Raw genomic sequence first — 14,981 nt, 5'->3', positions numbered from 1 at the left:
CACTCCAGGCCATGGAGGCCTGATGCTGGCGCCACAGAAAATCCACAACCTGCTCCGGCTCTCGCCCCAGGCCCGGTGCGACTACCTGATTCGCAAGGTGGCGGATTTCCAGGTCATCTGGGGGCTGTTCGCTGACGGCTGGGCCACCGCCGGCTCTGCCCAGGCCAGCGCCATCGCGTTCTGGCCGGAGGCGGACTTCGCCGCCTTGTGTGCCCATGGCCCATGGCACGGCTTTGAACCCAAGCCCATTGAGCTGAGCCATTTCCTCTCTCACTGGCTGCCCGGCATGCAGCGCGACGCCACGCTCTGCCTGGTGTTTGCGGATGTGCACGGACAAGGCCTGTTGCTGCCCCCCGAGTCACTGCTGCAATCGCTCACCCACGAGCTGGATCAGTACCAGTAACGCCTGCGGCGCAGCCTTAAAGTTCACCGCTGAGCGCCTCACTTCGCGTGTTTCTATCCCCCTGTCCGTGTTCTTTTCTGCCGACGAAAAATGCTCGCCGACCTCTGCCGCACACCGCGCCAGCCCGCAGCCACTGGGCCGCAACCGGCCATCCTGCCGTATACGTAAACCCCTTCTATTCATATTCCTAAAAGTTAGTTTATTTAATTTTTATACGCGCATAGGGTATATGCACCGGACCACCGGACATTCTTGATTCTGATTTCGCCGCACGAACGCGGCATATCCATGAGATGTGAGGTAGGTATGGTCCGGAACACAATCACCCCAGTGCAGATCGCCAGGGCATTGCGTGCAGCCAAGGAGTGGCGCTGATGTCCAGTCTGGTCGAAGCTCAGGTCCAGAGTGACCTGGATATTGCTCCCCTTTTGTTGCCCGCACGGGTTTTGCGCAACGACGCCGAAGCCCTTCAGGCCGCCCATGAACTGGCGGACGTTGCCCGCCAGCAAGCCGCCCAACGTGACCGTCAGCGCAAGCTGCCCTGGGCGCAGATCGAACAGTTCACCCGCAGCGGCCTGGGCAGTATTTCCATCCCCCGCGCCTACGGCGGGCCACAGGTTTCCTTCGTCACCCTGGCTGAGGTCTTCGCGATCGTTTCCGCGGCCGACCCGGCCCTGGGACAGATCCCGCAGAACCAGTTCGGCATTCTCAACCTGATTCTCGGCTGCGGCACCGAGCGGCAGAAAAAACAGCTGCTGCAGAGCGTCCTGGAAGGCTGGCGCATCGGCAATGCCGGGCCGGAACGCGGCACCAAGAACACCCTGGAACTCAAGGCGCGGATCACCGCCGACGCCGACGGCCATGTGATCAATGGCCAGAAGTTCTACTCCACCGGCGCCCTGTTCGCCCACTGGGTAGCGGTCAAGGCACTCAACGAGGAAGGCCGCCAGGTGCTGGCCTTCGTCCGCCGTGGCACCCCAGGCTTGCGCATCGTCGACGACTGGTCCGGCTTCGGTCAGCGCACCACCGCCAGCGGCACCATCCTGCTCAACGATGTGCGGGTCGAGTCCGAGCTGGTGCTGGACAACTGGCGGATCAACGAGTCGCCCAATATCCAGGGTGCGGTTTCCCAACTGATCCAGGCCGCCATCGACGCCGGCATTGCCCGGGAAGCCGTGGCCGATGCCATCGCCTTTGTCCGTGAACGTGCCCGCCCGTGGATCGACGCCAACGTCGAGCGGGCCAGCGATGACCTGTATGTGATCGCCGACATCGGCAAGCTGCAGATCGAACTGCACGCCGCCGAAGCCCTGCTGCGCAAGGCCGGGCAGGTGCTGGATCAGGTCAGCGCGGCGCCGATTACCGCCGAGTCCGCCGCCCGCGCATCCATCGCCGTGGCCGAAGCCAAGGTGCTGACCACCGAGATCTCGCTGCTGGCCAGCGAAAAGCTCTTCGAGCTGGCCGGCAGCCGCGCCACCCTCGCCGAATTCAACCTCGACCGTCACTGGCGCAACGCCCGGGTGCACACCCTGCACGACCCGGTGCGCTGGAAGTACCACGCTGTCGGCGCCTACCACCTGAACGGCACGCTGCCGGCTCGGCATTCCTGGATTTAACCGCCCAGAACGCTTTTGACCAGATCTCTGGAGAAACACATGTCTCTTTCTCAACACGTCGCGGTCATCACCAGCGATGAACAAGCCCTGATTGTCGCCAGCGACCTGGCGGAAGATTTCAAACGCGACAGCGCCCTGCGCGACCGCGAACGGCGCCTGCCGCACCCCGAGCTGGAAGCCTTCACCCGCTCTGGCCTGTGGGGCATCAGCGTGCCTAAGGAATACGGCGGCGCCGGTGTGTCCAACGTCACCCTGGCCAAGGTCATTGCCCTGATCGCCGAGGCCGACGCCTCCCTGGGGCAGATTCCGCAAAACCATTTCTACGCCCTGGAAGTGCTACGGGTGAACGGCAGCCCTCAGCAGAAACAGCGGCTGTACGCCGAAGTCCTGGCCGGCCGCCGTTTCGGCAATGCCCTGGCCGAGCTCGGCACCAAGACCGCCCACGACCGCACCACCCGCCTGAGCCGCGACAGCAGCGACCAGGGCTACCGCATCGACGGGCGCAAGTTCTACGCCACCGGCGCCATCTATGCCCAGCGCATTCCCACCTCGGTGGTGGATGAGCACGGCGTGCAGCAACTGGCCTTCGTCCCCGCCGACGCCCAGGGCCTGAACGTGATCGACGACTGGAGCGGCTTCGGCCAGCGCACCACCGGCAGCGGCTCGGTGCAATTCGAAAACGTGTGGGTGGACGAGGCCGACGTGGTGCCGTTCCAGAGCGCCTTCGAACGCCCGACCCCGGTCGGCCCCTTGGCGCAGATTCTCCACGCCGCCATCGACACCGGCATCGCCCGCGCCGCCTACGAGGACGCCCTGCGCTTCGTTCGCACCAAGACCCGGCCATGGATCGACTCCGGCCACGACAAGGCCACTGAAGACCCGCTGACCATCAAGAGCTTCGGCCACCTGAGCATCCGCCTGCACGCCACCGAGGCCCTGCTGGAGCGCGCCGGGGAATTCCTCGACAAGGCCCAGGCCGAGACCAACGCCGACACCGTGGCCGCCGCGTCCATCGCCGTGGCTGAGGTCCGCGCCCTGAGCACGGAAATCTCCCTGGCCGCCGGCAGCACCCTGTTCGAACTGGCAGGCAGCCAGGCAACCCTGGCCGAACATGGCCTGGACCGCCACTGGCGCAACGCCCGGGTGCACACCCTGCACGACCCGGTGCGCTGGAAGTACCACGCGGTGGGCAACTACTACCTGAATCAGCAGAACCCGCCGCTGCGGGGGACCATTTGATGGCCGCTCCTGAAACGGTGAAGAAAAAGATCCTGCTCAACGCCTTCAACATGAACTGCATCGGGCACATCAACCACGGCCTGTGGACCCACCCGCGGGACAATTCGACCCAGTACAAGACCCTCGAATACTGGACCGAACTGGCCCAACTGCTGGAGCGCGGGCTGTTCGACGGGCTGTTCATCGCTGACATCGTCGGGGTCTACGACGTCTACCAGAACTCGGTGGACGTGCCCCTCAAGGAGTCGATCCAACTGCCGGTGAACGACCCGCTGCTGCTGGTTTCGGCCATGGCCGCTGTCACCAAGAACCTGGGCTTCGGCCTCACCGCCAACCTCACCTACGAGGCGCCCTACCTGTTCGCCCGGCGCCTTTCCACCCTCGACCACCTGAGCCGTGGCCGAGTCGGCTGGAACATCGTCACCGGCTACCTGGACAGCGCCGCCCAGGCCATGGGGCTCAAGGAGCAGATCGAGCACGACCGCCGCTACGACCAGGCCGACGAGTACCTGGAGGTGCTGTACAAACTCTGGGAAGGCAGCTGGGAAGACGACGCGGTACTCAATGACCGCGAGCAACGCATCTATGCCCAGCCGGAAAAAGTGCACAAGGTCGAGCACCAGGGCGAGTTCTACCAGGTCAGTGGTTACCACCTGTGCGAACCGTCGCCGCAACGCACCCCGGTGCTGTTCCAGGCCGGCAGCTCGGATCGCGGCCTGCTGTTCGCCGGGCGCCACGCCGAGTGCGTGTTCATCAGCGGACAGAACAAGGCGGCGACCAAGGCCCAGGTGGACAAGGTCCGCGCCAGCGCCGTGGCCGCCGGACGCAACCCCGAGGACATCAAGGTGTTCATGGGCCTCAACGTGATCGTCGGCGAGACCGAGGAACTGGCCTGGAAGAAGCACGCCGAGTACCGCAGCCACGCCAGCGCCGAAGCCGGGGTGGCGCATTTTTCCGCGTCCACCGGGATCGATTTTTCCCAGTACGAGATCGACGAACCCATCCAGTACGTGAAGAGCAATGCCATCCAGTCGGCCACCAAGAACCTGCAGAACAACGACTGGACCCGGCGCAAGCTGCTGGACCAGCACGCACTGGGCGGCCGCTACTTCACCGTGGTCGGCTCGCCGCAGCAGGTGGCCGACGACCTGGAGTCCTGGATCGCCGAGACCGGCCTGGACGGCTTCAACCTGACCCGCATCGTCACCCCGGAAAGCTACGTCGACTTCATCGACCTGGTGATCCCCGAACTGCAGCGCCGCGGCTCCTACAAGACCGCCTACGACGACGGCACCCTGCGGGAAAAACTGTTCCACGAAGGCCGCAAACTGCCTGAACGACACACCGGCGCGGCCTACCGCCGCTAACCGCTGCGCCGGCAAGCCGGCTCCTACACACCTCACCTGTAGGCGCTGGCTTGCCAGCGAAGAGGCCAGCAAAACCTGCACATTCCCTCGCCCCGACTTGGACCCTGACCCACATGAAAACCAAACGCCTGCGCCACCCGGTCAAAGCCCTGGCCCTCGCCCTCGGCCTGTTCAGCAGCGCCGTCTTCGCCGCTGACGCGCCGCTCAAGGTCGGCACCACCGCCGCCTTCGCCATTCCCCTGGAGGCCGCCGTGGAAGAGGCCGGCAAGCAGGGCCTGAAGGTGGAGCTGGTGGAGTTCACCGACTGGATCGCGCCCAACGTCAGCCTGGCCGCCGGCGATATCGACGTGAACTACTTCCAGCACATTCCCTTCCTGGAAAACGCCAAGGCCGCTGCCGGTTTCGATCTGGAGCCCTTCGCCCCGGGCATCATCAACAACGTCGGCCTGTACTCGAAAAAATACAAAAGCTTCGCCGAACTGCCACAAGGCGCCAGCGTGGCCATCGCCAACGACCCGATCAACAGCGGGCGCGGCCTGCAACTGCTGGCCAAGGCCGGTCTGATCACCCTCAAGCCGGGCGTGGGCTACAAGGCCACCGAAGAAGACATCGTCAGCAACCCGAAGAAGATCAAGATCCTCCAGGTCGAAGCCGTGCAACTGGTGCGTGCCTATGACGACGCCGATCTGGTCCAGGGCTACCCGGCCTACATCCGCCTGGCCAAGACCTTCGATGCCGGCTCGGCGCTGCTGTTCGACGGCCTGGACCACAAGGAATACGTGATTCAGTTCGTGATCCAGCCCAAGAGCAAGAACGACCCGCGGCTGATCAAGTTCGTCGATATCTACCAGCACTCGCCAGCCGTTCGCGCCGCCCTGGACAAGGCCCACGGCAAGCTCTACCAAGCCGGCTGGGAAGGTTGAAATGAGTGTCGCGACGCTCCAGCGCAAGCTGCCAGAAGCTGCGCCCCAACGCTCCGGGCAGACCGAGCTGCACCCTGACCTGAACCGCGCCCAGGTGCGTTTTATCGGCCTGGGCAAGACCTACCTGGGCCAGCAGGGGCCGGTGCAGGCCCTGCACGGCATCGACCTGGCGATCCAGCGCGGCGAAGTGTTCGGCATCATCGGCCGCAGCGGCGCCGGCAAGTCGTCGCTGATCCGCACCATCAACCGCCTGGAACAACCCAGCAGCGGCCGGGTGCTGATTGATCAGGTGGACATCGGCGACTTCGACGAAGACCGCCTGGTCGCCCTGCGCCGGCGCATCGGCATGATCTTCCAGCACTTCAACCTGATGTCGGCCAAGACCGTATGGCACAACGTCGAGCTGCCGCTGAAGGTGGCCGGCGTGCCCAGGGCCGAGCGCGAGCGCAAGGTCCGCGAGCTGCTGGAACTGGTGGGTCTCAAGGACAAGCACAAGGCCTACCCGGCGCAGCTGTCCGGCGGCCAGAAACAACGCGTGGGGATCGCCCGGGCCCTGGTCCACGATCCCGACATCCTGCTGTGCGACGAAGCCACTTCGGCCCTGGACCCGGAAACCACCCAGTCGATCCTCGGCCTGCTCAAGGAGATCAATCAGCGCCTGGGCCTGACCATCATCCTCATCACCCACGAGATGGCGGTGATCCGCGACATCTGCGACCGGGTGGTGGTGCTGGAACATGGACGCATTGTCGAGCAGGGCCCGGTCTGGGAAGTCTTCGGCAACCCGCAACACGAGGTCAGCAAGACCCTGCTGGCGCCCTTGCAGCACGGCCTGCCGCAAGAGCTGCAAAACCGCCTGCACAGCCAGCCGACGGCGGCCGACGCGGCGCTGGTGCTGAGCCTGCGTTTCACCGGCGTCAAGCATGAAGAGCCGGACCTGGCGGCGCTGTTCGGCGCCCTGGGCGGTCGCGTGCGCCTGCTGCAAGGCGGGGTGGAACGGATCCAGGGCCACGCCCTGGGGCAACTGCTGCTGGCGGTCCAGGGCTCGCCTCTGGGCGCCGAGGAACTGCGCCAGCGCGCGGGGCACTGGGCACAACAGGTGGAGGTACTGGGCTATGTGGTTTGATCGCTTGTTGCAGGGCATTCTCGACACCCTGCTGATGGTCGGCGTGTCCTCGCTGATTGCCCTGCTGGCGGGGATTCCCCTGGCGGTGATCCTGGTCACCAGCGGCAAGGGCGGGATCTACGAGGCACCGACCCTGAACCGGGCCCTGGGGGCCTTTGTGAACCTGTTCCGCTCGATCCCGTTCCTGATCCTGATGGTGGCGCTGATTCCCTTTACCCGGCTGATCGTCGGCACCACCTACGGCGTGTGGGCGGCAGTAGTGCCGCTGACCATCGCCGCTACGCCGTTCTTTGCGCGCATCGCCGAAGTCAGCCTGCGGGAAGTGGACCACGGCCTGATCGAAGCCGCCCAGGCCATGGGCTGCCGCCGTTGGCACATTGTCTGGCACGTGCTGCTGCCCGAAGCGTTGCCGGGCATCGTCGGCGGTTTCACCATCACCCTGGTGACCATGATCAATTCCTCGGCGATGGCCGGCGCGATTGGCGCGGGTGGGCTCGGGGACATTGCCTACCGCTACGGCTACCAGCGTTTCGACAGCCAGATCATGCTCACGGTGATCGTGCTACTGGTGATCCTGGTGGCGGCGATCCAGCTGGGTGGCGACCGTCTGGCGCGGGTGTTGAACAAGCGTTGAGGGTTGTGGTGTCCGTTCGCACGCCTTCGCGAGCAAGCTCGCTCCTACCAAGGACGGTAATCATCCCGTAGGAGCGAGCTCGCTCGCGAACAGGCCGCCAGTCCGTCATTGGCGGTATATTGGCCGCCTCCTCTCTAGCCACGCAGCCCGCCATGAAACTCGCCCCCGACGATCTCGACAGCATCACCGCCACCACCCTCGGCCACTACCAGCAGGTGGCCGAGGACTTTCGTGAAGGCACCCGCGACCACGACGTCAGCCAGAACATCGACGCGCTGCTGCGGCATATCCAGGGCCCGACGCCCTTCACCGTGCTGGACTTGGGCTGCGGTCCGGGGCGTGATCTGCAAACCTTCACCCGCCTGGGCCACGTGGCCATCGGCCTCGACGGTTGCGAGCGCTTTGCCCAGATGGCCCGGGAGGACAGCGGTTGCGAAGTCTGGCAACAGGACTTTCTCAAGCTCGATCTGCCGGCGGGTCACTTCGACGGCATCTTCGCCAACGCGGTGCTGTTTCATATCCCACGCCAGGAACTGCCGCGGATACTCAAGCAGCTGCATGCCAGCCTGAAGGACGGCGGCGTGCTGTTCAGCTCCAATCCGCGAGGGGAAAACCAGGAAGGCTGGAACGGCCCGCGCTATGGCGCCTACCACGACCTGGCGGCCTGGCAGGCACTGCTGACTGATGCCGGGTTTGTCGAACTGGAGCACTACTACCGCCCCGCCGGCCTGCCTCGCGAACAGCAACCGTGGCTGGCCAGCGTCTGGCGCAAGGCCTGATCCACCCACAACACCGCCCGGCTTGCCGGCGAAGACGTCTGAAAATCAAGCGCCTGCCTTGCGGGCCCCTTCGCTGGCAAGCCAGCTCCTACGGAACTGCACAAATCCTCTGTAGGAGCCGGCTTGCCGGCGAAGGCGTTTCCGGATCAGGCGCCCGCCTCTCGGGCCTCTTCGCTGGCAAGCCAGCTCCTACTGAAATAGCCAGCTCCTACGGGGCGGTGGGGCGGTTGCGGTCGGTGTCTTGGCTCGGCTCCTTGATCTTGTACCAGGCCACGTACAGCGCCGGGAGGAACAGCAAGGTCAGCAAGGTGGCAACGATGATGCCGCCAATCATGGCGTAGGCCATCGGCCCCCAGAACACTTCGCGGGCAATCGGGATCATCCCCAGGCTGGCCGCCGCGGCGGTCAGCAGGATAGGTCGACGCCGATGGTGGGTGGCTTCCAGTACCGCGTCCCAAGGGTGATAACCCTCGCGCTCGTATTCGTCGATCTGGGTCACCAGGATCACCGAGTTGCGGATGATGATGCCGATCAGCGCAAGAATCCCGAGGATCGCCACAAAGCCCATGGGCGTGCCCGTGGGCACCAGGGCCAGGACCACGCCGATCAGCCCGAGGGGCGCAACGCTGGCCACCAGGAACAGCTTCTGCACGCTGTGCAGCTGGATCATCAGAAAGGTCGCCATGAGGAACAGCATCAGCGGCACCACTTTGGCGATCGGCCCCTGGGCCTTGCCGCTTTCCTCCACGGTGCCGCCGGTGGCCACCGAGTAGCCGGCCGGCAACTGCGCGGCAAACTGCTCGATGTCCGGCTTCAGTTGCTTGACCAGATCCGTGGGCTGGATCGCGTCGCGCACTGCGGCCTTGATGGTGATGGTGGGTTTGCGGTCGCGGCGCCACACCAGCGGCTGCTCCAGTTCGTAGCGCACCGTGGCGAAGGCCAGCAGCGGAATCGAGGTGCCATTGGGGGTGACGATCTGCAGGTTCTGCAGGGTTTCCGGTGAGTCGCGTTCACTGTCGTCGGCACGGCCGACCACGTTGATCAGGTAGATGTCGTCATGCACCTGGGTCACGGTGGAGCCGCTGACGATGCTGTTCATCAGTTGCGCCACGTCTTCGGAGGACAGCCCCAGTTGCCGCGCCTTGTCCTGGGCGATGTCGATGCGCAGCACTTTGCCGGGTTCGTTCCAGTCGTAGATGATCTCGCCGATGTGCGGGTTCTTGTCCAGTTCAGTGGCCAGGTCGATGGCGTGCTTGCGCACCTGGTCGATGTCCTTGCCGCTGACCCGGTACTGAATCGGCCGCCCCACTGGCGGGCCCATTTCCAGGGCCTGCACATAGCTGCCGATGCCGACGAAATCTTCGCGCAGGCGCTTCTGCAAGCGCTGGGTCAGCGCCGTGCGCTGCTCCAGGCCCTTGCTGACGATCACCAGTTGGGCGTAGTAGGGGTTCTGCAGTTGCTGGTCCAGGGGCAGGTAGAAACGGATCGCGCCCTCGCCGATGTAGGTGCTCCAGCGCTCGATGTCCGGGTCGTCCTTGAGGGTCGCTTCCAGCCGGTCCACGGCCATGCGGGTCTCGTTGATCGAGGCGTTCTGCGGCAGGTTGAGGTCCACCAGGATCTCCGGCCGATCGGAAGACGGAAAGAACTGGTTCTGCACGAAACGCATGCAGAACACCGAGGCGAAAAACAGCAGCACGGTGATGCCAATCGCCCACCAGCGGTTGCGCATGGCCCAGAGCAAGCCGCCATTGAAGGCGCGACCGACGCGCCCCGGCTCCTCGGAGTGGGGTTTGACGTTGGTGCTGAGGATGTGGATGCCGATCACCGGGGCAAACAGCACCGCGACTATCCACGACACCAGCATGGCCACGGCGATCACCGCGAACAGGGTGAAGGTGTACTCACCAGCGGAGCTGGCATTGAGGCCGATGGGCACGAAGCCGGCCACGGTCACCAGGGTCCCGGTGAGCATCGGGAAGGCGGTGGAGGTGTAGGCGAAGGTCGCCGCCTGCTCCTTGCTTTCGCCCTTCTCCAGGCGCGTGACCATCATCTCCACGGTGATCATGGCGTCGTCCACCAACAGCCCCAGGGCAATGATCAGCGCCCCCAGGGAGATCCGCTGCATGGTGATGCCGCTGTACTCCATGAACACGAAAACCATGGCCAGCACCAGCGGGATCGAGCAGGCCACCACCAGCCCGGCGCGCACCCCGAGGCTGATGAAGCTCACCACCAGCACGATGATCACCGCCTCGAACAAGGCGCTGGTGAAACCGCCCACCGCCTCCTGCACCACCTCGGCCTGATCGGACACCTTGTGCACGCCGATGCCGATCGGCAGGTCGGCGGTCAGTTGGTCCATGCGCGCATGCAGGGCCTTGCCGAAGTCCTGGATGTTGCCGCCCTTCTTCATGGCAATGGCCAGGCCGATGGCCGGCTGACCGTTGAAACGGAACAGCGGTGTAGAAGGGTCGACGTAGCCGCGACTGATGTCGGCGATGTCCGCCAGGCGATAGAAGCGGTCGTTGAGGCGCAGGTTGACCGTGGCCAGGTCCTTCTCCGAGGCGAACTGCCCCGAAGTGCGCACCGAGATCCGCTCCGGCCCGGCCTCGATCACCCCGGCCGGGGTCACCGCGTTCTGCGCTTGCAGGCTTTGCAGGACCTGGCGCTGGTCGATGCCCAGGGCCGCCAGCTTGCGCGTGGAGAAGTTCAGGTAGATGACTTCGTCCTGCTCGCCGACCATCTCCACTTTGCCCAGGTTCGGCACTTCGCGGATCTGCGCCCGTACCTGTTCCACGTAGTCGTGCAGCTGGCGCATGCTCAGACCATCAGCGGTGAAGGCATAGACCGAGCCGAACACATCGCCGAATTCATCGTTGAAACCCGGCCCCTGCAAACCCTGGGGAAAGTCGCCGCGGATGTCGTTGATCTTCTTGCGCACCTGGTACCAGATCTCGGGGATGTCCTTGGCACTGGTGGTGTCGCGCAGGTAGACGAACACCGTCGATTCGCCGGGGCGGGTGTAGCTTTTCACGTAGTCGAGAGAGTCCAGCTCCTCGAGTTTTTTCTCGATGCGGTCGGTGACCTGCTTCAGGGTTTCTTCCTGGGTCGCGCCGGGCCAGCGGGTCTGGATCACCATGGTCTTGATGGTGAAGGACGGGTCTTCCTCACGCCCCAGGTTCATGTAGGAAAACACGCCCATCAGCAGCGCAACGAACATCAGGTACCAGACGAAGGACTGATGCTTGATCGCCCACTCGGACAGGTTGAAGCTCCCTTTGCTGTCAGGCGTCATTGTGCGCGGTCCTCATCGATTTTGACTTTCTGCCCCGGCTTGAGGCTGTTGACCCCGGCACTGACGATGCGCTCGCCGGGCTTGACCCCCTGGCTAATCAGCGCCGAATCGCTGTCGCGGCTGAGCACCTTGATCTCCCGGGGGGCAACAGTCTGGCTCTGCAGATCGATGACCCAGATCCGGGTCTGGCCATCCACCTCTTGCAGGGCCGTCAGGGGCAACTCGGTGCGCGGCTCGATGGCGGAGCTCAGGGTCACGCTGATGGCGGTGCCCAGGCGAAAGGCCTCGGGGGTGTCCTTGAGGGTCAGGCGGGCGCGACGGGTACGGGTCGCGCTCTGGGCCTGGGGCTCGATCTCGCGCACCGTGGCCGTGGTGCTGATGCTTGGATCGAGCTGGGCCGCGACCTTGAACTCCACGTCCGCCGGCAGTTGATCCACCAGGGTCGCCGGCAGGTCGATCACCGCTTCCTTGATCTCCGGCCGGGCCAGGGTCACCACCTGCTGGCCGGCGGTCACCACCTGCCCGGCTTCGGCGTTCCAGGCGGTGACCACGCCGCCGTGATCGCTGCGCAGTTGGCTGTAGTTGAGCTGGTCCTGGGCCTGGCGTACGGAAGCCTTGGCCTGATCCAGGGACGCGCCGGTGGTCTTCAGGTCGGTCTGGGCGATGTCCAGTTGCGCCTGGGCGCCGACACCACGGTCGAACAGCTCCTGCTGGCGCCGGGCATTGGCCTGGGCGTTGATCCACTGCGCCTGGACCTTGGCCAGATCGCCCTGGGCGGCCCGCAGCTGGTTCTGCTGATCGGTGGGGTCGAGGGTCGCCAGCAAGTCCCCGGGACCCACTTCGGCGCCGACATCGACATTGCGGTTGGCAATCCGCCCCGGCACCCGGAAGCCCAGGTTGGTTTCATAACGGGCCTGGATGTTGCCGGCAAAGCGCCCCAGGCTTTCCTCGGATTGCGGTGCCACCTGGATCGACAGCACCGGACGCACCGGCTCCGGCGCCGGTTCTTCCTTGGAGCAGCCCAGTAGCAAGGTGCTGACCCATAACAACGGCAACAGGCGCTTCATGGTTGTGCTCCCTGACCCTGGGTGGCCGAGGCAATCTCGACGAACATCCCCGGGTGCAACAACTGCCCTCCGGCCACCACCACTTTCTCGCCCCCCTTGAGGCCGTCGCTGATGATCACCTTGCCGGTCAGGTAACGCCCGACCTTGACGCTGTGCAGCACGGTCTTGCCGTCCTCGCCCACCAGCCACACCGCCGGCTCGCTGAGATTCTTGGTCAAGGCTGACCAAGGCAGCACCACCGTGGCCTTGCCATGGGCCCGGGCGGTGGCACTGACCACCGAGCCCAGGTCCATGCCCGCCGGCAGTGAATCGAGCACCACCTTGACCTGCACCGTACCGCTCTGGGCCGAGACCACCGGGGTCACCTCGCGGACTTTGCCGGTGGTCGCCACCTTGGGGTTGTCCAGCAGGCTGATGTGGATGGTTTCCTGGCCCGGCGGCTGCATCAGCAGCGATTCATAGACGTTGAATACCGCATCGCGCTCGCCGTCCCGGGCCAGGCTGAAGATCGGCATGGTGGCCTGCACCACCTGGCCCACCTCGGCCTGGCGTGCGGTGATCACCCCCGGCGCCTCGGCCACCAGCTCGGTGTAGCTCAACTGCTCCCGGGCATTGGCCAACTGCGCCTGGGCCGCGCTCAAAGCGCTCTGGCTGCTACGCAGGGCGGCCTGGGCCGAATCGTATTCGCTCTGGCTGGTGTAGCCCTTGGGCAAGAGTTTCTGCTGGCGGACGAAGGCTGCGCTGGCCTGCTTGACCCGTGCCTGTTCGGCAAACACCGCGGCAGCGGCGGAGTCGACATTGGTCTGCAAATCCTTGGGATCGAGCCGGGCCAACACCTGCTGGGCGGAAACCCGGTCGCCGACATCCACCAGACGCTGGATGATCTTGCCGCCGACACGGAACGACAATTCGGTCTGCACCCGGGCCTGGACGTCACCGGTGAGGGTCACCGACGGGGCAAAATCGCTGCTCTGCACTTCCTGGATACGCACCCGCGGGCGCTCCTTCTCGGTCGGCTTTTCCGCTCCGCAACCGCCGAGCAGAGCCAGCAGACTCAGCCCCACTATCCACCTCGATTTGAGACCAGCCATGCAGGCTCCTTGTGCTTGATCGTCGCGCCAGTGACGTTACGACTGTGAGCTTAGAACAGGGTTCAACCCTTGCACGCCGGTCTCATCAGTGAGGGCTTCGGTGGCGAGGGAGCTTGCTCCCGCTCGGCTGCGCAGCAGCCGCAACGGCCCTCGACGCGCTCTATCCTGGCAAGCACAACCTCGGTTTCGAGGGCCGCCGCAAGCAAGCTCCCGCTCTACAAATCAGGCACACTGCGCACCACGCAACAGGAGACCCGGCATGCTCAAGACCCTGGCGGTGGCCAATTACCGCTCCATCAACAAACTGGTGATTCCCCTCGGGCGACTGAACCTGATCACCGGCGCCAATGGCAGCGGCAAGTCCAACCTGTACCGGGCCCTGCGCCTGCTGGCAGAGACCGCCCAGGGCGGCGTGGTCAACGCCCTGGCCCGGGAAGGCGGGCTGGATTCGACCTTCTGGGCCGGGCCGGAAACCCTCACCCGGCGCATGCGCAACGGCGAAGTGCCGATCGAGGCCAGCGTGCGCTCTTCCAGCAAGCGCCTGCGCCTGGGCTTTGCCGCAGAAGACTTCAGCTACGCCATCGCCCTGGGTTTGCCGGAGCCCAGCCGCTCGGTGTTTTCCCTGGACCCGCAGATCAAGAAGGAATGCATCTGGTCCGGCCCCTTCTACCGTCCCGCGAGCCTGCTGGTGGACCGCGACGGCCCGCTGATCCGCGCGCGTCAGGGCCGCAGCTGGGATGTGCTGGCCCAGCACACGCCGGACTTCGACAGCCTGTTCGATCAGGTGGGCAGCCTGCGCGGCTCGCCGGAAGTGCTGCAGATGCGCGAGTTCATTCGTCGCTGGCGTTTCTACGATCACTTTCGCAGCGACAGCGAAGCCCCGGTGCGCCAGCCGCAGCTGGGTACCCGCACTCCGGTGCTGCATCACGATGGCCGCGACCTGGCGGCGGCGTTGCAGACCATTCGCGAGATCGGCGACCCCGAGGCATTACAGGCAGCCATCAGCGACGCCTTCCCCGGCGCACGGCTGAACATCGCCCCGCTGCAGGGTGGACGCTTTGCCATCGAGTTCTATCAGGAGGGATTGTTGCGGCCGTTGTCGGCGGCGGAACTGTCGGACGGCACCTTGCGCTACCTGTTGCTGGTAGCGGCCCTGCTGACCCCGCGCCCGCCGAGCCTGATGGTGCTCAACGAACCGGAGACCAGCCTGCACCCGGACCTGTTGCCGGCCCTGGCGCGCTTGATCATCAGGGCTTCAGAGCAGTGCCAGGTGTGGGTGGTGTCCCACGCCCGGCGCCTGATCGCAGCCTTGCAGGAAGACCCCGAGTGCAACTGCATCGTGCTGGAGAAAGAGCTGGGCCAGACCGGCATCGTCGGCCAGCGCCTGCTCGACGAACCGGCCTGGTACTGGCCCGATTGAACCCTCCCCGCCGGCCCCGAT

The 14,981-nt window shown here is 65.1% G+C and carries 12 protein-coding genes; 9 read left to right on the top strand and 3 right to left on the bottom strand.

Going from position 1 to position 14,981, the window contains the following annotated elements; genetic code table 11:
- The first annotated feature begins 22 nt into the window (after nt 1-22).
- From ACSSVC_RS04980 to ACSSVC_RS04945, 8 genes are all read left to right on the top strand, one after another.
- Nucleotides 23-403, top strand: a complete 381-nt coding sequence (locus ACSSVC_RS04980; RefSeq protein ID WP_346634099.1) for a DUF2750 domain-containing protein — start codon at nt 23-25, stop codon at nt 401-403.
- A gap of 374 nt (nt 404-777) precedes the next feature.
- The gene (locus ACSSVC_RS04975; RefSeq protein WP_446439573.1) at nt 778-2,019 is read left to right on the top strand and encodes an SfnB family sulfur acquisition oxidoreductase; all 1,242 of its coding nucleotides are present in this window, start codon (nt 778-780) and stop codon (nt 2,017-2,019) included.
- 39 nt (nt 2,020-2,058) lie between these two features.
- Nucleotides 2,059-3,258, top strand: coding sequence for an SfnB family sulfur acquisition oxidoreductase (locus tag ACSSVC_RS04970; protein ID WP_346634097.1), 1,200 nt, complete (start codon nt 2,059-2,061; stop codon nt 3,256-3,258).
- Nucleotides 3,258-4,625: an LLM class flavin-dependent oxidoreductase gene (locus ACSSVC_RS04965; RefSeq protein ID WP_346634096.1), complete on the top strand. Its 1,368-nt coding sequence runs from the start codon at nt 3,258-3,260 to the stop codon at nt 4,623-4,625. The genes ACSSVC_RS04970 and ACSSVC_RS04965 overlap by 1 nt, the downstream gene beginning before the upstream one ends.
- A 113-nt stretch (nt 4,626-4,738) precedes the next feature.
- Nucleotides 4,739-5,548, top strand: coding sequence for a MetQ/NlpA family ABC transporter substrate-binding protein (locus tag ACSSVC_RS04960; RefSeq protein ID WP_346634095.1), 810 nt, complete (start codon nt 4,739-4,741; stop codon nt 5,546-5,548).
- A 1-nt stretch (nt 5,549) separates the two neighbouring features.
- Nucleotides 5,550-6,674 (top strand): methionine ABC transporter ATP-binding protein, encoded by a 1,125-nt coding sequence (locus ACSSVC_RS04955; protein WP_404938037.1) that lies wholly within the window; start codon nt 5,550-5,552, stop codon nt 6,672-6,674.
- Nucleotides 6,664-7,308: a methionine ABC transporter permease gene (locus tag ACSSVC_RS04950; protein WP_404938036.1), complete on the top strand. Its 645-nt coding sequence runs from the start codon at nt 6,664-6,666 to the stop codon at nt 7,306-7,308. The genes ACSSVC_RS04955 and ACSSVC_RS04950 overlap by 11 nt, the downstream gene beginning before the upstream one ends.
- Nucleotides 7,309-7,460: 152 nt before the next feature.
- Nucleotides 7,461-8,087 (top strand): class I SAM-dependent methyltransferase, encoded by a 627-nt coding sequence (locus ACSSVC_RS04945; protein WP_492612041.1) that lies wholly within the window; start codon nt 7,461-7,463, stop codon nt 8,085-8,087.
- A 208-nt stretch (nt 8,088-8,295) separates the two neighbouring features.
- Here the strand turns inward: ACSSVC_RS04945 and ACSSVC_RS04940 are convergent, their stop codons facing one another.
- Genes ACSSVC_RS04940 through ACSSVC_RS04930 form a run of 3 tightly spaced genes read right to left on the bottom strand, consistent with a single transcriptional unit; the run spans nt 8,296 to nt 13,540 of the window.
- Complete coding sequence (locus ACSSVC_RS04940; RefSeq protein ID WP_492612040.1) at nt 8,296-11,382, bottom strand: efflux RND transporter permease subunit; 3,087 nt, start codon at nt 11,380-11,382, stop codon at nt 8,296-8,298.
- A complete protein-coding gene (locus ACSSVC_RS04935) occupies nt 11,379-12,449 on the bottom strand; it encodes an efflux RND transporter periplasmic adaptor subunit (RefSeq protein WP_346634090.1) in 1,071 nt (356 codons plus the stop codon). Before ACSSVC_RS04935 ends, ACSSVC_RS04940 begins: the two co-directional genes overlap by 4 nt.
- Nucleotides 12,446-13,540, bottom strand: a complete 1,095-nt coding sequence (locus ACSSVC_RS04930) for an efflux RND transporter periplasmic adaptor subunit (RefSeq protein WP_346634089.1) — start codon at nt 13,538-13,540, stop codon at nt 12,446-12,448. The genes ACSSVC_RS04935 and ACSSVC_RS04930 overlap by 4 nt, the downstream gene beginning before the upstream one ends.
- A 259-nt stretch (nt 13,541-13,799) precedes the next feature.
- On the opposite strand from ACSSVC_RS04930, the gene ACSSVC_RS04925 reads away from it, so the two are divergent.
- A complete protein-coding gene (locus ACSSVC_RS04925; protein WP_346634088.1) occupies nt 13,800-14,960 on the top strand; it encodes an AAA family ATPase in 1,161 nt (386 codons plus the stop codon).
- Nucleotides 14,961-14,981: the final 21 nt, after the last annotated feature.

The sequence above is a fragment of the Pseudomonas sp. E1BtOHC1 genome (assembly GCF_058744285.1).
This window is presented reverse-complemented; position numbering and strand designations above follow the sequence as displayed.